Annotated in this window: 20 protein-coding genes; 1 reads left to right on the top strand and 19 read right to left on the bottom strand. The window is 70.7% G+C overall.

Annotated elements, in window-relative coordinates; all coding sequences use genetic code 11:
• Positions 1-2: 2 nt before the first annotated feature.
• From gmk to pyrR, 10 genes are all read right to left on the bottom strand, one after another.
• Complete coding sequence (gene gmk / locus ACZ60Q_RS29880) at positions 3-596, bottom strand: guanylate kinase (protein ID WP_469640687.1); 594 nt, start codon at positions 594-596, stop codon at positions 3-5.
• Between the two features lie 38 nt (positions 597-634).
• A complete protein-coding gene (locus tag ACZ60Q_RS29885; RefSeq protein ID WP_003970367.1) occupies positions 635-958 on the bottom strand; it encodes an integration host factor in 324 nt (107 codons plus the stop codon).
• Between the two features lie 244 nt (positions 959-1202).
• Complete coding sequence (gene pyrF / locus ACZ60Q_RS29890) at positions 1203-2042, bottom strand: orotidine-5'-phosphate decarboxylase (RefSeq protein WP_469640688.1); 840 nt, start codon at positions 2040-2042, stop codon at positions 1203-1205.
• A complete protein-coding gene (locus ACZ60Q_RS29895; RefSeq protein ID WP_469640689.1) occupies positions 2039-3151 on the bottom strand; it encodes a quinone-dependent dihydroorotate dehydrogenase in 1113 nt (370 codons plus the stop codon). The genes pyrF and ACZ60Q_RS29895 overlap by 4 nt, the downstream gene beginning before the upstream one ends.
• Positions 3152-3233: 82 nt before the next feature.
• The gene (gene carB, locus ACZ60Q_RS29900) at positions 3234-6542 is read right to left on the bottom strand and encodes a carbamoyl-phosphate synthase large subunit (RefSeq protein WP_469640690.1); all 3309 of its coding nucleotides are present in this window, start codon (positions 6540-6542) and stop codon (positions 3234-3236) included.
• Positions 6535-7674, bottom strand: coding sequence for a glutamine-hydrolyzing carbamoyl-phosphate synthase small subunit (gene carA / locus ACZ60Q_RS29905; protein ID WP_469640691.1), 1140 nt, complete (start codon positions 7672-7674; stop codon positions 6535-6537). Before carA ends, carB begins: the two co-directional genes overlap by 8 nt.
• Positions 7671-8279: a PH-like domain-containing protein gene (locus tag ACZ60Q_RS29910; protein WP_469640692.1), complete on the bottom strand. Its 609-nt coding sequence runs from the start codon at positions 8277-8279 to the stop codon at positions 7671-7673. Before ACZ60Q_RS29910 ends, carA begins: the two co-directional genes overlap by 4 nt.
• Complete coding sequence (locus ACZ60Q_RS29915; RefSeq protein ID WP_469640693.1) at positions 8276-9562, bottom strand: dihydroorotase; 1287 nt, start codon at positions 9560-9562, stop codon at positions 8276-8278. The genes ACZ60Q_RS29910 and ACZ60Q_RS29915 overlap by 4 nt, the downstream gene beginning before the upstream one ends.
• A 2-nt stretch (positions 9563-9564) precedes the next feature.
• Positions 9565-10551, bottom strand: coding sequence for an aspartate carbamoyltransferase catalytic subunit (locus ACZ60Q_RS29920; RefSeq protein ID WP_469640754.1), 987 nt, complete (start codon positions 10549-10551; stop codon positions 9565-9567).
• A 96-nt stretch (positions 10552-10647) separates the two neighbouring features.
• Positions 10648-11232, bottom strand: coding sequence for a bifunctional pyr operon transcriptional regulator/uracil phosphoribosyltransferase PyrR (gene pyrR, locus ACZ60Q_RS29925; protein WP_469640694.1), 585 nt, complete (start codon positions 11230-11232; stop codon positions 10648-10650).
• 222 nt (positions 11233-11454) lie between these two features.
• Here pyrR and bldD point away from each other — a divergent pair, with 222 nt between their 5' ends.
• A complete protein-coding gene (bldD, locus tag ACZ60Q_RS29930) occupies positions 11455-11955 on the top strand; it encodes a transcriptional regulator BldD (RefSeq protein ID WP_003970358.1) in 501 nt (166 codons plus the stop codon).
• A 191-nt stretch (positions 11956-12146) separates the two neighbouring features.
• Here the strand turns inward: bldD and nusB are convergent, their stop codons facing one another.
• From nusB to mltG, 9 genes are all read right to left on the bottom strand, one after another.
• Positions 12147-12578 (bottom strand): transcription antitermination factor NusB, encoded by a 432-nt coding sequence (nusB, locus tag ACZ60Q_RS29935; protein WP_050359374.1) that lies wholly within the window; start codon positions 12576-12578, stop codon positions 12147-12149.
• Between the two features lie 2 nt (positions 12579-12580).
• Positions 12581-13147, bottom strand: a complete 567-nt coding sequence (gene efp, locus ACZ60Q_RS29940) for an elongation factor P (protein WP_469640695.1) — start codon at positions 13145-13147, stop codon at positions 12581-12583.
• Between the two features lie 50 nt (positions 13148-13197).
• Complete coding sequence (locus ACZ60Q_RS29945) at positions 13198-14304, bottom strand: M24 family metallopeptidase (protein ID WP_469640696.1); 1107 nt, start codon at positions 14302-14304, stop codon at positions 13198-13200.
• A 125-nt stretch (positions 14305-14429) separates the two neighbouring features.
• Complete coding sequence (locus ACZ60Q_RS29950) at positions 14430-15311, bottom strand: Pro-rich N-terminal domain-containing protein (protein ID WP_469640697.1); 882 nt, start codon at positions 15309-15311, stop codon at positions 14430-14432.
• A gap of 141 nt (positions 15312-15452) precedes the next feature.
• Complete coding sequence (locus ACZ60Q_RS29955; RefSeq protein ID WP_469640698.1) at positions 15453-15893, bottom strand: type II 3-dehydroquinate dehydratase; 441 nt, start codon at positions 15891-15893, stop codon at positions 15453-15455.
• Positions 15890-17527 carry a 3-dehydroquinate synthase gene (aroB, locus tag ACZ60Q_RS29960; protein WP_469640699.1) on the bottom strand — a complete coding sequence of 546 codons (1638 nt, stop codon included), beginning with the start codon at positions 17525-17527 and terminating at the stop codon, positions 15890-15892. Before aroB ends, ACZ60Q_RS29955 begins: the two co-directional genes overlap by 4 nt.
• The gene (gene aroC / locus ACZ60Q_RS29965; protein WP_469640700.1) at positions 17524-18708 is read right to left on the bottom strand and encodes a chorismate synthase; all 1185 of its coding nucleotides are present in this window, start codon (positions 18706-18708) and stop codon (positions 17524-17526) included. Before aroC ends, aroB begins: the two co-directional genes overlap by 4 nt.
• Before the next feature lie 146 nt (positions 18709-18854).
• Positions 18855-19685, bottom strand: a complete 831-nt coding sequence (locus ACZ60Q_RS29970) for a shikimate dehydrogenase (RefSeq protein WP_469640701.1) — start codon at positions 19683-19685, stop codon at positions 18855-18857.
• Positions 19678-21459, bottom strand: coding sequence for an endolytic transglycosylase MltG (gene mltG / locus ACZ60Q_RS29975; protein ID WP_469640702.1), 1782 nt, complete (start codon positions 21457-21459; stop codon positions 19678-19680). The genes ACZ60Q_RS29970 and mltG overlap by 8 nt, the downstream gene beginning before the upstream one ends.
• Between the last annotated feature and the right edge of the window lie 85 nt (positions 21460-21544).

Here is a 21544-nt window from a genome sequence, read left to right on the forward strand (position 1 = left end):
ATCTAGGCCTGAAGCATCAACGTTAGCAGCTCACGCGCCACGTCCTCGACGGAGGTGTTGACGAGCGTCGTATCGAACTCGGCCTCGGCGGCCAGTTCGATCTTCGCGGCGGCCAGCCGGCGCTCGATGACCTCGGGGGCCTCGGTGCCCCGGCCGGTGAGCCGGCGCACCAGCTCCTCCCAGCTCGGCGGAGCCAGGAAGACCAGACGCGCCTCGGACATCGACTGACGGACCAGTCGGGCGCCTTGGAGGTCGATCTCCAGCAGGACCGGTTCACCGGCCTCCAGGCGGTCGAGCACAGCACGCCGGGGCGTGCCGTAGCGGTTGCCCGCGAACTCGGCCCACTCCAGCAGTTCGCCGTTGGCGACGAGCTTGTCGAACTCCTCGTCGTCCACGAAGAAGTAGTGCACACCGTTGCGCTCCCCGGGGCGTGGCTTGCGTGTCGTCGCCGACACGGAGAGCCAGACCTCGGGGTGCACGGTGCGCATATGAGCGACGACCGTGCTCTTGCCGACCCCTGAGGGGCCGGAGAGCACGGTCAGCCGCGGACGTACGTCCGGGGGTGCGGGGGACGTCCCCCGGGATGTTGCAGCCATGGGGCGATTATCCAGGTTCTCAGGGGTGCCTGAGAACGTCAGGCGGGGCTGCCGCCGAACTCACGCTCCAAGGATGCGATCTGATTGGAGCCAAGACCCCTGACCCGGCGGCTCTCGGAGATACCGAGACGCTCCATGATCTGCTTGGCGCGGACCTTGCCGACGCCCGGCAGTGATTCCAGCAGTGCGGAGACCTTCATCTTCCCGATGACGTCGTTCTCCTGGCCCTGCTTGATGACCTCGTGGAGGGAAGCGCCGGAGTGCTTGAGTCGATTCTTGACCTCGGCCCGCTCCCGGCGAGCCGCGGCGGCCTTTTCGAGCGCGGCTGCGCGCTGTTCAGGGGTAAGGGGCGGAAGAGCCACGCCTACGTCACCTCGGATGTCGATCTGTCGGATACGGACCGGCGGGGAAGCTGGACGCCACCCACCAGGTGAGCGGAGAACACACTGTGCTCGGCCGCTCTCGACGGAGACTAGCGGCAAGGACCGCTGTAGTCAGCGAGAACAGACGAAAAGTCCTGGTCAGCTGTGGCCGACCAGGATTTTCGCGACATATCGACCAGGTTTCTCGTCAGTATTTCGTCAACACGCTGTAAACGTGTCAGGGTCAGCTGCCGGATACGGCGCCGCGGACCTCGTCCGCGAACCGTTCGGCGGCTTCGCGCAGCCCGGACACGTCCGGGCCGTGGCGCAGCACGCCCCGGCTCACGCTGGGGACCACGTTGCCCACCGCGTCGCCGAACACCGCCGGAAGATCCGCCGGGGTCGCCCCCTGGGCGCCGATGCCGGGCGCGAGGAGCGGTCCGTTGATCGACAGGTTCACGCCGGCATCGCCGAGTGTCGCGCCGACCACCGCGCCGACCGAGCCGAGCGGGGCGGCCCCGGCGTTCTCGGCGGCCATGTGGTCGAGCATCAGCTGGGCGAGGGAACGGCCGTCGGCCGCCGTGGCCCGCTGGACCTCGGCGCCCTCCGGGTTGGAGGTGAGGGCGAGGACGAAGACACCCGCGCCGGAGACGGCGGCGGCCTCCAGCGCCGGGCGCAGCGAGCCGAAGCCCAGGTACGGGGAGAGCGTGACCGCGTCGGAGAAGAGCGGCGAGTCCTTGTCCAGGTAGGTCGCCGCGTAGGCTCCCATCGTGGAGCCGATGTCGCCGCGCTTGGCGTCCATCAGGACGAGCGCGCCGGCCGCACGTGCCTCCTCGACGGCCTTCTCCAGGACGGCGACGCCGCGCGAGCCGAAGCGCTCGAAGAACGCGGACTGCGGCTTGAGGACGGCGACCCGGTCGGCCAGCGCCTCCACGACAGTCCTGGTGAAGCGCTCCAGGCCGGCGATGTCGTCGTTCAGACCCCAGGAGGTGAGCAGGGAGGCGTGCGGGTCGATGCCGACGCAGAGCGGCCCGCGGATGTCCATGGCGTGGCGCAGGCGGGCGCCGAAGGGTTCGGGCGTCACAGGGCGGCTTCCTTCCGGGTCCCGGCGCCGACGGCCTCGGCGAGGGTGGCGTACGGGGAGGTGGCGAGCCGGGCGGCGAGGCCCTTGTGGATCGCGCGGGCGTAGAAGGGACCTTCGTAGATGAAGGCGCTGTAGCCCTGGACGAGGGTGGCTCCGGCGAGGATGCGCTGCCAGGCGTCCTCGGCGTTCTCGACGCCCCCGACGCCCACCAGCGTGGTCCGGTCCCCCACGCGGGCGTACAGGCGGCTCAGGACCTCCAGTGAGCGCTCCTTGAGGGGCGCGCCGGACAGTCCGCCGGTCTCCCCCACCAGGTCGAGGGGCGACTTCAGGCCCAGGCCCTCGCGGGCGATGGTGGTGTTGGTGGCGATGATCCCGTCCAGCCCCAGCTCCACGGCGAGGTCGGCGACGGCGTCGACGTCCTCGTCCGCGAGGTCCGGGGCGATCTTGACGAGCAGCGGGACGCGTCGGGTGGTGACGGTGCGGTCGGCGGCCTCGCGTACGGCGGTGAGCAGCGGGCGCAGCGACTCGGTGGCCTGGAGGTTGCGCAGGCCGGGGGTGTTGGGCGAGGAGACGTTGACGACCAGGTAGTCGGCGTGGGCGGCGAGGGCTTCGGTGGACTTCACGTAGTCGGCGGCTGCTTCGGACTCCGGGACGACCTTGGTCTTGCCGATGTTGACGCCGACCGTGGTGCGGAAGACGGGGTTGCGTGCGGCCAGACGGGCGGCGACGGCGACGGAGCCCTCGTTGTTGAAGCCCATGCGGTTGATCAGCGCGCGGTCCGCGACGAGCCGGAAGAGGCGCTTCTTGGGGTTGCCGGGCTGCGGTTCGCCGGTGACGGTGCCGATCTCGATGTGGTCGAAGCCGAGCATCGCCATGCCGTCGATCGCGACGGCGTTCTTGTCGAAGCCGGCGGCGAGGCCGAAGGGGCCGTGCATCCGCAGGCCGAGGGCCTCGGTGCGCAGCTCCTTGGAGCGCGGGGCGAGGGCCGCGGCGACGAAGGTGCGCAGGACGGGGAGGCGGGCGGCGAGGCGGATCCACCGGAAGGCGGCGTGGTGGGCCTGCTCGGGGTCCATCCGCTTGAAGAGCAGCCGGAAGAAGAGCTTGTACATGGGAGATGTCCTAGGTACTCGGTGTGCTCGACAGGGCTCGCGGAGAGGGGGACACCGTTTCCGGTGTCCCCCTCTCCGGCGGCTAGTCGCGCGCCGCGATCAAGTGTTCCGCGTGTTCCTGGAGTGAACGGACCCCGACGTCGCCGTGGTTGAGGGCGTCGATGCCCTGGACGGCGGCGGCGAGCGCCTGGACCGTGGTCAGGCACGGTACGGAGCGGGCCACGGCCGCGGTGCGGATCTCGTAGCCGTCGAGCCGGCCGCCGGTGCCGTACGGCGTGTTGACGATGAGGTCGACCTCGCCGTCGTGGATGAGCTGGACGATGGTCCTCTCACCATTCGGTCCGGTGCCCTCGGACTGCTTGCGCACGACGGTGGCGTTGATGCCGTTGCGCTTGAGGACCTCGGCGGTGCCGGAGGTGGCCATCAGCTCGAAGCCGTGGGCGACCAGTTCGCGGGCCGGGAAGATCATCGAGCGCTTGTCCCGGTTGGCGACCGAGATGAACGCGCGGCCCTTGGTGGGCAGCGGGCCGTAGGCGCCGGCCTGCGACTTGGCGTACGCCGTGCCGAAGACCGAGTCGATGCCCATGACCTCGCCGGTGGAGCGCATCTCCGGTCCGAGGACCGTGTCGACGCCCCGGCCGTGGATGTCGCGGAAGCGCGACCACGGCATCACGGCTTCCTTGACGGAGATCGGCGCGTCCAGCGGCAGGGTGCCGCCGTCGCCGGTCTTCGGCAACAGTCCCTCCGCGCGCAGCTCGGCGATGGTCGCGCCCAGCGAGATACGGGCGGCGGCCTTGGCGAGCGGGACGGCGGTCGCCTTCGAGGTGAAGGGGACGGTGCGCGAGGCGCGCGGGTTGGCCTCCAGGACGTAGAGGATGTCGCCGGAGAGCGCGAACTGGATGTTGATCAGCCCAAGGACGCCGACGCCCTTGGCGATGCCCTCGGTGGAGGCGCGCAGCCGCTTGATGTCGAAGCCGCCGAGCGTGATCGGGGGCAGGGCGCACGCCGAGTCGCCGGAGTGGATGCCGGCCTCCTCGATGTGCTCCATGACGCCGCCGAGGTACAGCTCGGTGCCGTCGTAGAGGGCGTCCACGTCGATCTCGATGGCGTCGTCGAGGAAGCGGTCGACCAGGACCGGCCGGGTGGGACTGATCTCGGTGGACTCGGAGATGTACGAGGCGAGGCGCGTCTCGTCGTACACGATCTCCATGCCGCGCCCGCCGAGCACGTACGACGGCCGTACGAGGACGGGGTAGCCGATCTCGTCGGCGATGGCCTTGGCCTCGCCGAAGGTGGTGGCGGTGCCGTGCTTGGGCGCGGGCAGCCCCGCCTCGGCCAGGACCCGGCCGAAGGCACCCCGGTCCTCGGCGGCGTGGATCGCCTCCGGGGAGGTGCCGACGACGGGTACGCCGTTGTCCTTGAGCGCCTGCGAGAGGCCGAGCGGGGTCTGGCCGCCGAGCTGCACGATGACTCCGGCGATCGGGCCCGCCAGCGACTCGGCGTGCACGATCTCCAGGACGTCCTCCAGGGTGAGCGGCTCGAAGTAGAGCCGGTCGGAGGTGTCGTAGTCGGTGGAGACGGTCTCCGGGTTGCAGTTGACCATGACGGTCTCGTAGCCCGCGTCGCTCAGGGCGAAGGAGGCGTGCACACAGGAGTAGTCGAACTCGATGCCCTGGCCGATGCGGTTGGGGCCCGAGCCGAGGATGATCACGGCCGGCTTGGTGCGGCTCGCGACCTCGCTCTCCTCGTCGTAGGAGGAGTAGAAGTACGGCGTGTTCGCGGCGAACTCGGCGGCGCAGGTGTCGACCGTCTTGTAGACCGGGCGGATGCCGAGCGCGTGCCGGACCTCGCGGACGACGTCCTCGCGCAGCCCGCGGATCTCGCCGATCTGGGCGTCGGAGAAGCCGTGCCGCTTGGCCTCGGCGATCAGGTCGGCGTCCAGGCGCTCGGCGGAGGCCAGCTCGTCGGCGATCTCCTTGATCAGGAAGAGCTGGTCGATGAACCAGGGGTCGATCTTCGTGGCGTCGAAGACCTCCTCCTGGGTGGCTCCGGCCCGGATGGCCTGCATGACGGTGTTGATCCGGCCGTCGGTCGGGCGGACCGCTTCCGCGAGCAGCTCCGCCTTGTCGCCGGTCTCGCCGGTGAAGGCGAACTGCGAGCCCTTCTTCTCCAGGGAGCGCAGGGCCTTCTGGAGGGCCTCGGTGAAGTTCCGGCCGATCGCCATGGCCTCGCCCACCGACTTCATGGTGGTGGTGAGGGTGGAGTCGGCGGAGGGGAACTTCTCGAAGGCGAAGCGCGGGGCCTTGACGACGACGTAGTCGAGGGTCGGCTCGAAGGAGGCCGGGGTCTTCTCGGTGATGTCGTTGGGGATCTCGTCCAGGGTGTAGCCGACGGCGAGCTTGGCGGCGATCTTGGCGATCGGGAAGCCGGTGGCCTTGGAAGCGAGCGCCGAGGAGCGGGAGACGCGCGGGTTCATCTCGATGACGATGACCCGCCCGTCGGTGGGGTCGATGGCGAACTGGATGTTGCAGCCGCCGGTGTCGACGCCGACCTCGCGGATGATCGCGATGCCGACGTCCCGCAGCCGCTGGTACTCGCGGTCGGTGAGCGTCATCGCCGGGGCGACGGTGATCGAGTCGCCGGTGTGGACGCCCATCGGGTCGAAGTTCTCGATGGAGCAGACGACCACGACGTTGTCGTTGCGGTCGCGCATCAGCTCCAGCTCGTACTCCTTCCAGCCGAGGATGGACTCCTCCAGGAGCACCTCGGTGGTCGGCGAGAGCATGAGGCCCTGTCCGGCGATGCGGCGCAGCTCCTCCTCGTCGTGGGCGAAGCCGGAGCCGGCGCCGCCCATGGTGAAGGAGGGGCGGACGACGACGGGGTAGCCGCCGAGGGTGTCGACGCCGACGATGACGTCGTCCATGGTGTGACAGATGACGGAGCGGGCGGACTCGCCGTACCCGATCTTCGCCTTGACGGCCTCGACGACGCCCTTGAAGAGCTCGCGGTCCTCGCCCTTGTTGATCGCCTCGACGTTGGCGCCGATGAGTTCGACGCCGTACTTCTCCAGGACGCCGTTGTCGTGCATGGAGATCGCGGTGTTCAGCGCGGTCTGGCCGCCGAGGGTGGGCAGGAGCGCGTCGGGGCGCTCCTTGGCGATGATCTTCTCGACGAACTCGGGGGTGATCGGCTCGACGTAGGTGGCGTCGGCGATCTCCGGGTCGGTCATGATGGTCGCCGGGTTGGAGTTCACCAGGATGACGCGCAGGCCCTCGGCCTTGAGGACACGGCAGGCCTGGGTGCCGGAGTAGTCGAACTCGGCGGCCTGGCCGATGACGATCGGACCGGAGCCGATGACCAGGACGGACTGGATATCGGAGCGCTTAGGCACGCTGGCCCTCCATCAGGGTGGTGAAACGGTCGAAGAGGTACGCGGCGTCGTGCGGGCCTGCGGCCGCCTCGGGGTGGTACTGAACGCTGAAGGCGGGCCGGTCCAGGAGCTGGAGGCCCTCGACCACCTGGTCGTTGAGGCAGACGTGGGAGACCTCGGCGCGGCCGAACTCCGTGTCGGACACCCGGTCCAGCGCGGCGTCGACGGCGAAGCCGTGGTTGTGCGCGGTGATCTCGACCTTGCCGGTGGTGCGGTCCTGCACCGGCTGGTTGATGCCGCGGTGGCCGTACTTCAGCTTGTAGGTGCCGAAGCCGAGCGCGCGGCCGAGGATCTGGTTGCCGAAGCAGATACCGAAGAGCGGGGTGGACCGTTCCAGGACGCCCCGCATGAGGGAGACCGGGTGGTCGGCGGTGGACGGGTCGCCGGGGCCGTTGGAGAAGAAGACGCCGTCGGGGTTGACGGCGTACACCTCTTCCAGCGTGGCGGTGGCGGGCAGCACGTGGACCTCGATGCCGCGCTCGGCCATCCGGTGGGGGGTCATGCCCTTGATGCCGAGGTCGATCGCGGCGACGGTGAACTTCTTCGTGCCGATCGCGGGCACGACGTACGTCTCCTCCGTCGCCACCTCGGCGGAGAGGTCGGCGCCGGTCATCTCGGGGGCCTGGCGGACCTTGGCGAGGAGGGTGCCCTCGTCGGGGAGGGCGTTGCCGGAGAAGATCCCGACGCGCATCGCGCCGCGCTCGCGCAGGTGGCGGGTGAGGGCGCGGGTGTCGACGCCGCTGATGCCCACGACGCCCTGCGCCGTCAGCTCCTCGTCCAGCGAGCGCTGCGAGCGCCAGTTGGAGGGCTTGCGGGCGGGGTCGCGGACGACGTAACCGGAGACCCAGATGCGGCCGGACTCGGGGTCCTCGTCGTTCACTCCGGTGTTGCCGACGTGCGGGGCCGTCATGACGACGACCTGACGGTGGTACGAGGGGTCGGTCAGCGTTTCCTGGTAGCCGGTCATGCCGGTGGAGAACACCGCTTCGCCGAAGGTCTCCCCCACGGCCCCGTAGGCACGGCCGCGGAAGGCGCGGCCGTCCTCCAGGACGAGTACGGCGGGGGTCTGGGCCCCCCGGGTGGAGATCGTCATCGTGCGGTGCCTTCCGTAGTGGTGCTGGTGAGTTCCGTGGCGGCCGGGGCGCCGATGAGCTGGTCGACGGCGTCGACCCAGGCCTGGTGCTCGGCGGCGTGGTCGGAGCGGAAGCCGGAGTCGATCAGCGTCTCGCCGTGCGCCCAGGTGATGATCAGCAGGCCGCCCTCGGGGAGGACCTTGCCCGCGAGCGCCTTGTCGAGACGGGCCTCGCGCAGCGCCTCTGCGGGGATGAAGAAGTCGGTCGCCCCGGGGCGTTCGACGTGCAGGCCGCGGGCGGTGAGCGTGAGCTCGGTACGGCTGCGGGTGCCGAGGCCGTGCGCGACGATCCGGTCGAGCCACTGACCGGCGGTGGTGGAGGCGTGGTAGCGCCCCTGGAGCGTCAGCAGCGTCTCGTCGTCGGTGAAGCCCTCGGGGGCTGCCGGGAGCTCCGGCAGGCCCGACTGGAGGCGGGCGCGCCACTTCCAGCCCTCGCGCATCAGCCAGTAGATGAGGGCGATGAAGACGAACAGGCCGATCACCCAGGCGATGCGGGCGGACCAGTCCGTCACTTCCGCCGACTTCTGCTCGGCGGCCAGGTGGAACAGGGGGGTCAGAGTAGTCACGCGAGCTTCCCGTCGACGACCGTGGCGCGGCCCCGCAGGAAGGTGTGGGTGACGCGGCCCGGCAGCTCACGGCCCTCGTAGGGGGTGTTGCGGCTGCGGGACGCGAAGCCCGCGGGGTCCACGGCTCCACGGTATGCCGGATCGACCAGGGTGAGGTTGGCGGGCTCACCCGCCGAGACGGGGCGGCCGTGTCCCTCGAGCCGGCCGATGGCCGCGGGGCGGAAGGACATGCGGTCGGCGACGCCCGCCCAGTCGATCAGACCGGTGTCGACCATCGTCTGCTGGACGACCGAGAGAGCCGTCTCCAGGCCCACCATTCCCATGGCGGCGGCAGCCCACTCGCAGTCCTTGTCCTCGTGCGGGTGCGGGGCGTGGTCGGTGGCGACGCAGTCGATCGTGCCGTCGGCGAGCGCCTCGCGCAGGGCCAGGACGTCGGCCTCGGTGCGCAGCGGCGGGTTGACCTTGTAGACCGGGTTGTAGGTGCGGACCAGCTCGTCGGTGAGGAGGAGGTGGTGCGGGGTGACCTCGGCGGTGACGTTCCAGCCCTTGGACTTGGCCCAGCGGACGATCTCCACGGAGCCGGCGGTGGAGAGGTGGCAGATGTGGACGCGGGAGCCGACGTGGGCGGCGAGGAGGACGTCGCGGGCGATGATCGACTCCTCGGCGACGGCGGGCCAGCCGCCGAGCCCGAGTTCGGCGGAGACGATGCCCTCGTTCATCTGGGCGCCCTCGGTGAGGCGGGGCTCCTGGGCGTGCTGGGCGACGACGCCGTCGAAGGCCTTCACGTACTCCAGGGCGCGGCGCATGATCACCGCGTCGTCGACGCACTTGCCGTCGTCGGAGAAGACCTTCACCCCGGCGGCGGAGTCGTGCATCGCGCCGAGCTCGGCGAGCTGCTTGCCCTCCAGGCCGACGGTGACCGCGCCGACGGGCTGGACGTCGCAGTAGCCGGACTCCTTGCCGAGGCGCCAGACCTGCTCGACGACGCCGGCGGTGTCGGCGACGGGGAAGGTGTTGGCCATGGCGTGCACGGCGGTGAAGCCGCCGACGGCCGCTGCCTTGGTGCCGGTGAGGACGGTTTCGGAGTCCTCGCGGCCGGGCTCGCGCAGATGGGTGTGCAGGTCGACCAGGCCGGGCAGCAGGATCTGCCCCTGCGCCTCGATCACGGTGGCGCCGGCGGCGTCGATGCCGGTGCCCACCTCGGTGACGGTCTCGCCGTCGATCAGGACATCCCGCGGCTCGCCGCCGAGGATCCGCGCACCGCGGATAAGGATCTTGCTCATGGTTACTTGTTCTCCTCGGTACGGGCGGGGGCGGCGGACAGTGCGGTGTCGGAGCCGCCGAGCAGCAGGTAGAGCACGGCCATGCGGATGGAGACGCCGTTGGCGACCTGCTCGACGACCGTGCAGCGGTCGGAGTCGGCGACCTCGGCGGTGATCTCCATACCGCGGACCATCGGGCCGGGGTGCATGACGATGGCGTGCTCGGGCATCTTCGCCATCCGCTCGCCGTCCAGGCCGTAGCGGCGGGAGTACTCGCGCTCGGTCGGGAAGTACGCGGCGTTCATCCGTTCACGCTGCACACGCAGCATCATCACCGCATCGGACTTCGCCAGCACGTTGTCGAGGCTGTAGCTGACGTCACAGGGCCACTTCTCGACGCCGACGGGCACGAGGGTGGGCGGGGCCACCAGGGTGACGTGCGCGCCGAGCGTGGTGAGCAGGTGGACGTTGGAGCGGGCGACGCGGCTGTGCAGGATGTCGCCGACGATCGTGATGCGGCGGCCGTCAAGGTCGCGGCCGAGCCCGGTGTCGGCGCCGACGAGCCGGCGGCGCATCGTGAAGGCGTCCAGCAGCGCCTGGGTGGGGTGCTCGTGGGTGCCGTCCCCGGCGTTGACCACGGCTCCGTCGATCCAGCCGGAGGTGGCGAGCCGGTAGGGGGCTCCGGAGGCGCCGTGCCGGATGACGACGGCGTCGGCGCCCATCGCCTCCAGGGTCAGCGCGGTGTCCTTCAGGGACTCGCCCTTGGAGACGGAGGAGCCCTTGGCCGAGAAGTTGATCACGTCGGCGGAGAGGCGTTTGGCGGCCGCCTCGAAGGAGATGCGGGTGCGGGTCGAGTCCTCGAAGAAGAGGTTGACGACGGTACGGCCGCGCAGGGTGGGGAGCTTCTTGATCGGCCGGTCCGCGACCCGGGCCATCTCCTCGGCGGTGTCGAGGATCAGGACGGCGTCGTCGCGGGTGAGGTCGGCGGCCGAGATGAGGTGACGCATCATCTGGGGGTTCTCCGGGTTGCTGGAGGGAGTTTCAGGCATGCGGGCACACAGAGAAACAGCCGTACGTCCCCGAAAGGCCGTACGGGAGGACTCGGGCTACTGCGTGTCCGCGGAGGTGGCCTGCTTGACGCCCAGCAGCACGGCGTCGCGGCCGTCCTCCTCGGCGAGCTGGACCTTGACCGTCTCCCGCAGCGACGTGGGGAGGTTCTTGCCGACGTAGTCCGCGCGGATCGGGAGTTCCCGGTGGCCGCGGTCGACGAGGACCGCGAGCTGCACCGCGCGCGGGCGGCCGATGTCGCCGAGCGCGTCGAGGGCGGCGCGGATCGTGCGGCCGGAGAAGAGCACGTCGTCGACCAGGACGACCAGGCTGCCCTCGATCCCCTCGCCGGGGATCTCGGTACGGGCCAGGGCGCGCGCCGGGCGCATCCGCAGGTCGTCGCGGTACATGGTGATGTCGAGCGATCCGACCGGCGTCTTCCGGCCGGTGATCTCCTGGAGTTTCTCGGCCAGCCGACGGGCGAGGAACACGCCTCGGGTCGGGATGCCGAGCAGCACCACGTCGTCGGCGCCCTTGGCGCGTTCGACGATCTCGTGGGCGATACGGGTCAGAACACGGGCGATGTCGGGGGCCTCGAGAACGGGGCGCGCCGCGTTGCCGGTGTCGTCGTGCTGTGCGTCCATAAGAAACGGACCTCCTTCTCCGCCTCACGGGACGGATCGTTAAAGGACGTCGAAATTGCGTCATCCACGCTACCAGGGCTTGCGCTCGGCCCTGGCCCCACCCCCGGGAGGTACCGGTCCGGACCATTCGGCTTGACGCATCCAAGTAACGCTGCGTAACCTCACAGTGAGTTACCAGCCACGCGGCGGAGCCGCACACTGTTCCAGCGTCCGGGGAGCCATATGTCCAGCGAATACGCAAAACAGCTCGGGGCCAAACTCCGTGCCATCCGCACCCAGCAGGGCCTTTCCCTCCACGGCGTGGAGGAGAAGTCCCAGGGTCGTTGGAAGGCCGTCGTGGTCGGTTCGTACGAGCGCGGCGACCGTGCCGTGACCGTCCAGCGCCTCGCCGAGCTGGCGGATTTCTACGGGGTCCCGGTGCAGGAGCTGCTGCCCGGTACGACGCCGGGCGGGGCCGCCGAGCCGCCGCCGAAGCTCGTCCTGGACCTGGAGCGCCTCGCCCACGTCCCGCCGGAGAAGGCCGGTCCGCTGCAGCGCTACGCGGCGACCATCCAGAGCCAGCGCGGTGACTACAACGGCAAGGTGCTCTCGATCCGCCAGGACGACCTGCGCACGCTCGCCGTGATCTACGACCAGTCGCCTTCCGTGCTCACGGAGCAGCTCATCAGCTGGGGCGTGCTGGACGCGGACGCGCGTCGCGCGGTCTCCCACGACGAGGGCTGAGCGAGCGGGGCGGGACCCCACAGCAGAAACGTGCCGCCGGTCGGGCGGGGACCTTCGGGTGCCCGCCCGACCGGCGTTTCGGTCTCCGTGTTCCGGCCCGGGCGGGAACGCCCGGTACACCGACGGGCCCACGGTCGGCTGACCGTGGGCCCGTCGTGGTGTGTGCGCGACCGAACCGTCGCCGCCGGGGGCTACTGCTCCCGGCGGAGGTTCGGCTTCAGGTCCTTGAAACGGGCCAGCATGCCGTTCACGAAGGACGGGGAGTCATCGGTGGAGAACTCCTTGGCGAGCTGGACGGCCTCGTCGATCACCACGGCGTCCGGGGTCTCGTCCATCCAGATCAGCTCGTACGCACCGAGCCGCAGGATGCTCCGGTCGACGACCGGCATGCGGTCGATCTCCCAGTCCACGGCGTAGGTGACGATGAGGTCGTCGATCCGGTCCGCGTACTGCGCGTACCCCTCGACGAGCTCCATCGTGAATTCACCGACCGGCGGCTGACGGTCGTCGGTCCGCGAGAGCCGAACCCAGTCCGCGAGGACGCTCTGCACGGACTCACCGCGCTGGTCGGCCTCGAAGAGGATCTGGAAGGCGCGCTTGCGGGCCTTGTTCCGGGCAGCCACGGTTAGCTGTTCACCCGGCCGAGGTAGCCGCCCGAGCGGGTGTCGACCTTGATCTTCTCGCCGGTGGTGATGAAGAGCGGCACGCCGATCTCGTAACCGGTCTCCAGCGTCGCGGGCTTGGTGCCGCCGGTGGAGCGGTCGCCCTGGACCCCCGGGTCCGTGTGCTGGATGACCAGCTCGACCGCGGCGGGCAGCTCGACGTAGAGCACCTCGCCCTCGTGCTGGGCGACCGAGGCGGTGAAGCCCTCGATCAGGAAGTTGGCGGTGTCGCCGACGGCCTTGCGGTCGACCATGAGCTGGTCGTAGGTGCTCATGTCCATGAAGACGAAGTACTCGCCGTCCATGTACGAGAACTGCATGTCGCGGCGGTCAATGGTGGCCGTCTCGACCTTCACGCCGGCGTTGAACGTCTTGTCGACGACCTTGCCGGAGAGCACGTTCTTGAGCTTGGTGCGCACGAAGGCGGGGCCCTTGCCGGGCTTGACGTGCTGGAACTCGACGACGGACCAGAGCTGGCCTCCGTCGAGCTTGAGCACCAGGCCGTTCTTGAGGTCGTTCGTGGAAGCCACGGTTGCGGAATCTCCTGGACTGAAGCTGGTGGAACGACCGAGGATGCGCGCTAGAGCGCGAGCAGCTCCTTGGTCGTCATGGTGAGTAGCTCGGGTCCGCCGTCCGCCTCGGGGCGCACGACGAGCGTGTCATCGATCCGGACACCGCCCCGGCCCGGGAGGTGGACCCCCGGTTCGACGGTGACCGGCACACAAGCGTCCAGTTTACCCATGGCTGTCGGTGCCAGTTGCGGGTCCTCCTCGATTTCGAGCCCCACACCGTGCCCGGTCCTCGGCTGAAGCCCCTCTCCGTGCCCCGCGGACTCCAGCGGATGCCGGGCCGCGCGGTCCACGTCCCGGTAGGCGGCCCCGGGTGCCAGGGCTTCCCTGCCCGCCCGCTGAGCGGCGAAAACGAGGTCGTAGAGCTCGATCTGCCACTCGGCCGGGGCGGTGCCGATGACGAAGGTCCGGCCGATCTCGCAGCGGTAGCCGTGGTAGTTCGCCCCGAGGCGGACGGAGAGGAAATCCCCCTCCTCCACCCTGCGGTCCGAGGGCCGGTGCCGTCCTTGACCGGAGTTGGGTCCGGTGGCCACGGAGGTGGCGAAGGCGGGGCCGTCCGCCCCGTGGTCGACCAGGCGGCGCTCCAGTTCCAGGGCGAGATGCCGCTCGGTGCGGCCGACCAGGATCGATTCGAGGAGTTCGCTAAGAGCCTGGTCGGTGATCTCGGCGGCGATCCGGAGGCAGCCGATCTCCTCCTCGTCCTTGACGATCCGCTGCTGCTCCACGGTGAAGCCCAGATCGGCCAGCCGGAGGCGTGGGGCGGTCTTCCCCATGGCACGGTGCCTGGCCACGGTCAGATCGTGCTCCTCGACGGCGAGCGACTCCGCGCCCGCCGAGGCGGCGAGGCCCGCGGCGGCGACCACCGGGTCCCCGTCCGGGACGGGCAGGAGGTCGATCCGGAGCGCCTCGTCGGGCCGCCCGTGGGCGCCCTCACCGGCCGGGGCGCGGGGGCAGAGCAGAACGTCCTCGCCGGGGCCGAGCAGCAGCACGGCGCCCGGCGGCGCTCCGCCCGCGAGATAGCGGACGTTGGCGGGGCGGGAGACCAGCGCGGCCGCGGAGCCCGCGGCGGCGCACCGGTCGCGGAGCAGCCCGCGTCGGACGGCGTGCACCTCTGACATGGTTCGAGCGTACGAGCGGGGGCGGCGGCCCGCCCGGCCTGCGCACCCGACCGGGGTCCAAGCGCCGGGGCCCGCCGGGCCTGCCGCCCTCGGAAGGCCCTCCCGGCCGGGCGGCCCTCCGACGGCTACCAGGCGGGCGGGCTCGCGATGGAGCGGGCCAGTACGTCGTCCAGGACGCGGGCGGTGGTCTCGACGTCGTACGTGGAGTTGTCGATGATCGGGAGGCCGGAGCCGTACCAGCCGGCCATCCGGCCGTGGATGCGGGCGACCTCCTCGTCGGAGAGCCTGCGGTTGCCGCTGCGGGCGGCGTTGCGCTCCAGGACGATCTCCAGGCCGGGCAGCAGGACCACCGGCAGCAGGCCGGGGCCCACGTGGCGCTTCCAGCCGCCGAGGCCGACGACCGGACGGTCGGGGAAGACGGCGTCGTCGAGGATGCAGGAGATGCCGTTGGCGAGGAAGTTGCGGGCGGCGAAGCCGCAGGTGCGGCGGGCCAGCCGGTACTGGGCCTCGGAGTGGTCGTTCCAGCCCGCCTGTGGATCGGCGAAGCCGGAGCGGACCCATTCGCGGACGTCGTCGAGGGAGACGTGGGCGGTGGGCACCCGGCGGCGGGCCGCCCAGAGCTTGGCGACCGTGGTCTTGCCCGCCCCGGCCGGGCCGATGAGCAGGACGGCGAGCGTCGCCCCGCCGGTGCCGGCCCCGGCGGGCGGTGCGGGCAGCGGAACGGGGCCGCCCGGGGGCAGCTGGATGTGCCCGGTGGCCTGCCCGGCGGGCGGCGGTGTGGGTCCTGTGCCGCTCCAGTCCGGCTGCGGGGCCCGGCCGGGAGCGGGAGGCTGCTGGGGCCGCCCCTGGGCCGGAGGAGGCGGAGCCTGACCGGGAGCAGGCGGGGCCTGGCCGGGCGGCGGGGATATCGGGGGCGGGCCGGGGTGCTGGGCCGGGTACGGCCGACCGACGTGCCCGATGCCGGGTCCGTGGGGCGGCGGCAGCGGGGCCCCCACTGCGTGCTGCATCCGGTGCCACTCCGTCTCGTAACTGCAACTGACGCTGATGGGACGGCCACCGTACCTTCCCGGGCCGTCTCGGGGTGAACGGCCCAGGAGGGTGCGAAGTGCCCATCGCCCGTGCGGAGAGCGGACGGGCCTCGCGTGCTGTCAGTCCGTCAGTTCGTCGGCCAGGGCACGCAGGGCGAGCCGGTAGGAGCCGATGCCGAATCCGGCCACCGTGCCCGTGGCCACCGCGGCGACCACGGACGTGTGCCGGAACTCCTCGCGGGTGTACGGGTTGGAGATGTGCACCTCGATCAGCGGGGCGGTGCGCTGGGCGGCCGCGTCCCGCATGCCGTACGAGTAGTGCGTGAAGGCGCCCGGGTTGAGAATGACCGGAATCGCTCCGTCCGCCGCCTCGTGGAGCCAGCGGATCAGCCGGCCCTCGTCGTTGGTCTCCCGCACCTCGACGTCGAAGCCGAGCTCCTTGCCGAGAATCGTGCAGGCGTCGACGAGTCCGGCGTAGGAGGTGGCCCCGTAGACGTCGGGCTCGCGCGAGCCGAGCCGTCCGAGGTTGGGGCCGTTCAGGACGAAGACCCTTCGGGTCACGCGGAGACCTCCCCGTAGGCGGCGAGCAGCACGGCCGGGTCGGGGCCCTCCAGGACGGTGGGCCTGCCGATGCCGTCCAGGACGATGAAGCGCAGCAGGTCGCCGCGCGACTTCTTGTCGACCTTCATGTTCTCCAGCAGCTTGGGCCACTGGTCGCCGCGGTAGGCGAGGGGGAGGCCCACCGACTCAAGGACGCTGCGGTGCCGGTCGGCGGTGGCGTCGTCGAGGCGTCCGGCGAGCCGGCCCAGCTCGGCGGCGAAGACCATGCCGATGGAGACGGCCGCGCCGTGGCGCCACTTGTAGCGCTCGTTCTTCTCGATGGCGTGGGCCAGGGTGTGACCGTAGTTGAGGATCTCTCGGAGTCCGGACTCCTTGAGGTCGCTGGAGACGACCTCGGCCTTGACCCGGATGGAGCGCTCGATCAGCTCTGCGGTGTGCGGCCCGGCCGGTGTGCGCGCACCCTCGGGGTCGGCCTCTACCAGGTCCAGGATGACCGGGTCGGCGATGAACCCGGCCTTGATGATCTCGGCCATGCCGGAGACGTAGTCGTTGACCGGCAGCGAGTCCAGCGCGGCGAGGTCGCAGAGGACCCCGGCGGGCGGGTGGAAGGCGCCGACGAGGTTCTTGCCCTCGGCGGTGTTGATGCCGGTCTTGCCGCCGACGGCCGCGTCGACCATGCCGAGCACGGTGGTCGGGATCGCGATCCAGCGCACCCCGCGCAGCCAGGTGGCCGCGACGAACCCGGCGACGTCCGTGGTGGCGCCGCCCCCGATGCCGACGATGACGTCGGTACGGGTGAAGCCGGTCTGGCCTAGCGCCTTCCAGCAGTAGGCGGCGACCTCGACGGTCTTGGCCTCCTCCGCGTTCGGCAGTTGGACGGCGATGGCCTCGTACCCCTGGTCGGCGAGGTCCTGGCGGACCGCCTCTCCGGTCTCGGCGAGCGCCTCGGGGTGCAGCACGGCGACGCGTCGCGCGCGCTCGCCGATGAGCTGGGGCAGCTCGCCCAGGAGCTGGTGGCCGACGAGGACCTCGTACGGGTCGGAGCCCGCGGAGCCTGCGACCTGGATGCGGGTGGGGCCCTGCTGCGTCATACCGGTGTTCTCCACGCCGGGGGCGGCTTGGCCCTCCGGCAGTTCCAGTGCGTCGATGATCGCCTGGGCGACCTCTTCGGGGGTGTGCTCGTCGGTGGCGACGACGGTGCGGGCGACCTCTTCGTAGAGGTGGCGGCGCGCGTCCATCAGCTCTCGCCACTGCCGGCGCGGGTTGACCGCGAGGAGGGGGCGGGCGGCGCCCAGCCCGACGCGGCGGACGGCCTCGTCCACGTCCATGGAGAGGTAGGCGACCGGGCGGCCGGCCAGCAGCTCCCTGGTCGCCGCGTCCAGGACGGCCCCGCCACCGAGGGAGAGGACGCCCGGGTGCCCGGCGACGGCCGCCTCGACGGCCCGGCGCTCCAGGGCGCGGAAGTGCTCCTCGCCCTCGTCGTAGAAGATCTCCGCGATCGGCTTGCCGGCCTCGGCGACAACGTCCGCGTCGGTGTCCCGGTAGGTGGTGCCGAGCCGGGCGGCGAGCAGTTCGCCGACGGTGGACTTGCCGACGCCCATCGGGCCGACGAGGACGACCAGAGGGCCGCTCATCGGATCTGGAGGTGGTCGAGGTACGACTGGACGTTGCGGTGGGTCTCGGGGACGCTGTCGCCGCCGAACTTCTCCGCGACGGCGTCGGCCAGGACGAGGGCGACCATGGCCTCCGCGACGATGCCCGCGGCCGGGACGGCGCAGACGTCGGAGCGCTGGTGGTGGGCCTTGGTGGCCTCGCCGGTGACGACGTCCACGGTGGCGAGCGCGCGCGGCACGGTCGCGATGGGCTTCATCGCGGCGCGCACGCGCAGCAGTTCACCGGTGGTGAGACCGCCCTCGGTGCCGCCGGAACGGCCCGAGGTGCGCCTGATGCCCTCGTCGGTGGCGACGATCTCGTCGTGCGCCTTCGAGCCGGGCACCCGGGCCAGTTCGAAACCGTCGCCGACCTCGACTCCCTTGATGGCCTGGATGCCCATGAGCGCGGCGGCGAGCCGGGCGTCCAGGCGACGGTCCCAGTGGACGTGCGAGCCGAGCCCGACGGGCACGCCGTACGCCAGTACCTCGACGACGCCGCCGAGGGTGTCGCCGTCCTTGTGGGCCTGGTCGATCTCGGCCACCATCGCCTTGGACGCGTCGGCGTCGAGGCAGCGGACCGGGTCGGCGTCCAGCTTCTCCACGTCGGCGGGGACCGGGACGACCCCGTACGGCGCCTTCGCGGCGGCCAGTTCGACGACATGGCTGACGATCTCGATGCCCGCGGTCTCCTTGAGGTAGGAGCGGGCGACGGCCCCGAGGGCGACGCGCGCGGCGGTCTCCCGGGCGCTGGCGCGCTCCAGGACCGGCCGGGCCTCGTCGAAGCCGTACTTCTGCATCCCGGCGAGGTCGGCGTGGCCGGGGCGGGGGCGGGTCAGCGGAGCGTTGCGGGCGAGCTTCGCCAGCTCGTCGGGGTCGACCGGGTCGGCCGACATGACCTGCTCCCACTTGGGCCACTCGGTGTTGCCGACCATGACGGCGACCGGGGAGCCCATGGTCAGGCCGTGGCGTACGCCGCCGAGGAAGGTGACCTCGTCCTTCTCGAACTTCATCCGCGCGCCGCGGCCGTAACCGAGCCGTCGCCGGGCCAGCGCCTCCGCCACCATCTCCGTGGTGATCGGGACGCCGGCGGGAAGACCCTCCAGCGTCGCCACCAGTGCGGGGCCGTGCGACTCCCCCGCGGTCAGCCAGCGCAACCTGCTCAACGGTGCTCCTCATGCTCGCGCCTGAAAATCCAACGGCGCCACCGGGTGCGCGGCCCTGGCCCGCCACCTTTGATCCTCCCACGACCGGGGGCACGATCCGGCCGCCGGTCCAGCAGACGGACGGACAGCGGTGGCCGACGGCCTCGTCAGCGGGTCGCGAGCGCGGCTTCCCCGGCCTGCCGCATGGCGGCCAGCGGTGCAGGGATCCGGCCGGTCATCTGCTCGATCTGGAGCAGGGCCTGGTGCACGAGGAGGTCGAGTCCGCCGACGACCGCCCCGCCGCGCGCCGACCAGGCCGCGGCGAGCGTCGTGGGCCACGGCTCGTACAGCACATCGAAGAGGATGCCCGGGTTTCCCGGCACGGATCCGGCCAGGGCGTCGGTGGCGCCGGCCGGGGTGGTGGCGATGACGAGCGGCGCGGCCAGTGCCGTCGCCGCGTCCGACCAGTCGGCGATCACGACGTCGACGCCGAGCCGCTCACCCCAGGCCCGCATCTCGGCCGCGCGCTCGGGGCTCCGCACATAGGCCGTGACCGGTCCGACGCAGAGGGCGGCGAGCGCGGCGAGCGCGGAGGAGGCAGTGGCGCCGGCACCGAGGACGGCGGCGGAATCGACCTTGTCGACGCCCCGTTCCCGCAGGGCGGCGATCATGCCGGGGATGTCGGTGTTGTCACCGGTCCGTCGGCCGTCCTCGGTGAACACCACCGTGTTGACGGCCTCCACCGAGGCCGCCGTCGCGCTGATCTCGTCGAGCAGCGGGATGACCGCCCGCTTGAGCGGCATGGTCAGCGACAGCCCCGCCCAGGAGGGATCCAGCCCCTCGACGAACCCGGGCAGCGCCGCCTCGTCGACCTCGAACCGGTCGTAGGACCAGTGGTCGAGCCCGAGTTCGGCGTAGGCGGCCCGGTGCAGGACCGGGGAGAGGGAGTGGGCGATGGGCGAGCCGAGGACAGCCGCCCGGCGGCGAATATCAGCCAAATCCCTGCTGCTCCTTGAACTTGTCGTTCAGCTTCTCGTGCTCATCGACAGTCTTCGTGAAGTCGGTCTTCTTGCCGTCGAGCGAGATGAAGAACATCCAGCCGTTCGTGGTCGGGTTGAGCGACGCCTTGATGGCGTCCATACCCGGGTTGCTGATCGGACCCGGCGGAAGCCCCGCGTGGTAATAGGTGTTGTACGGGTCCGGGTTGGTCCGGATCTCCTTGGAGCTGATCTTGATCTTGCTCTGGTTGTTGAGATAGTTGAACGCCGAGTCGAATTCGAGCTTGCGGTGGGTGTCGATGTTGTCGGGTTCGAGCCGGTTGTAGACGACTTCGGCCATCTTGCGGAAGTCGTCGTGCGTGAGGCCCTCCGCCTGCACCAGACTCGCCACGGTGAGCACCTGCCACGGTCCGTCGAGGTTGAACTTCTTCGCCGTGGCCTCGAAGTCGATGTCCGCGTACTCCTTGTTGGCCCGCGCGACCATCCGCTTCAGCGTGTCCTCGGGTTTCGTTCCCTTGGCCACGGGATACGCGGCCGGGTAGAGGAAGCCCTCCAGCGGATCCTTCACATCCGGGTTGTCGTCCACCCAGTCGGGCAGACCCAGCGACTCCGCCTTGGTCTTGGCGATCTTCGCCGTAGTGCCCTTCTCCAGCCCCAGCCGCTCGTCGATCTTCGCGTAGACCGCGACGTTACGGGTCCCCTCGGGGATCACGAAGGCGTTCTGGCTCTTGGGGTCGAGCATCAGGTCGATCGCGCTGGCGGAGGACATCTCCTTCTTCAGGAGGTAGACGCCCGCTTGGAGCAACTTGCCCTTGGGGTTGTCGTTCTGCGCCGCGACAAAGGCGTCGGAGGACTTGATGACGCCCTTCTTGCGAAGGATGTTGGCGATGTCGTAGCCGAGCGACCCTTCGGGGATCTCGACCTCGACCTGGCCGGTACCCGCCCCCGCGTAGTCGGCCGGGGCGCCGAACTGCTTCTTCCAGAAGGTGTAGCCGACATAGGAGACTCCGCCGAGGCCGCCCACCAGCACGACGGAGACCACCAGGCAGGCGCAGCCGCTGCGGCTCTTTTTCTTCTTGCCCTTGCCGCCCCGGCGGTCGCTTCCGCCCCGGTCGCGGCGAGAGGCGCGCGATCCGTCGTCGTCCGGATCATCGTCGTCGTCGCGCGGCTCACGGCCGGCAGGCTCGTCCGCACCGGTGAAGAAGGGGTGCGTCTCTTCCTGCGGCTCGTCCGGGTCCCAGTCCGCCGACTGCTGCTGTTGTTGCTGCTCGGCTGCGGCGTCGCGGCGGCCCGGGGGTTGCGGCGGAGGGTAGGCCTCAGGAGTGCCGTAGTAGTCCTGCCCCGCGTCGTAGCCGCCGGGCTGCTGTGCGTACGGGTCCTGCGGCTCGGCCCCGTACGACATGGCGGCCTGCTGTCCGGTGTCCCAGCCACCGTTGTACTGCGGCTGGGCACCCGGCTGCTGTGCGTACGGGTCCTGCTGGGGCGTGCCGTACTGCTGGTGGTTCTGCTGCTGCCCGTACTGCTGATGCGGGTCGTACGGCTGCTGCTGCGGGTACTGCTGGTGGTTCTGCTGCTGCTGATACTGCTGGTTCTGGTGCTGCTGGTTCTGGTTCTGGTGCTGCTGGGCATACGGGTCCTGCGGATAGGGCTGCTGCTGGTCGCCGTACTGGCCCTGGCCGTGGGCGGCCTGCTGGCCTCCCCATCCCTGGTCCCCGTACAAGGGGTCCTCGGGATGCCACGGTTCGGAGCCGGGGCCCCGGCCATACTCAGTCATCGATCCCCTAGAGCCGCGAGACGACGTTCCGTCTCTTCGCTTCGCCGTGCGGTGTTTGTTCGAACACCGCCGCATCGCGCGGAAC

This window comes from Streptomyces sp. NPDC104313 (genome assembly GCF_055583985.1).